Source organism: Priestia sp. SIMBA_032 (assembly GCF_046535215.1).
Classification (GTDB): Bacteria; Bacillota; Bacilli; order Bacillales; family Bacillaceae_H; genus Priestia; species Priestia aryabhattai.
Genome location: NZ_JAWRXD010000618.1, coordinates 1 through 273 on the forward strand (window position 1 = coordinate 1; position 273 = coordinate 273).

General features: G+C 56.4%; 1 protein-coding gene. It reads right to left on the reverse strand.

Going from position 1 to position 273, the window contains the following annotated elements; genetic code table 11:
• Positions 1-273, reverse strand: a 273-nt coding sequence (locus SB717_RS35730) for a hypothetical protein (protein ID WP_410907697.1), incomplete at both ends; no start/stop codon positions are given.

Consider the following 273-nt stretch of genomic DNA (forward strand, 5'->3'; position numbering starts at 1 on the left):
GGCGACGAACGTCCGCTTCCACGTTGCGTAGTTCGGCGTGCAACGCCCAATACCATCCATAGACCTCAATCGGCACGCCGGTCGCCGTAACTCCAACCGGGGGTAAAACGGTGCGCCCGCTAACCTGAATGGCGAAATTTGCATGGTTTGATCGAAGGTTTTTGACTTGCTGCGGCGTGAATACCTCGCCAGTGATTGACTTCGCCGCGAAGTGAAGTTCGGGCCAGTTCCGGTCCACGACCTCTAGCAATCGTGGGTTGTCAAACAGGTTTG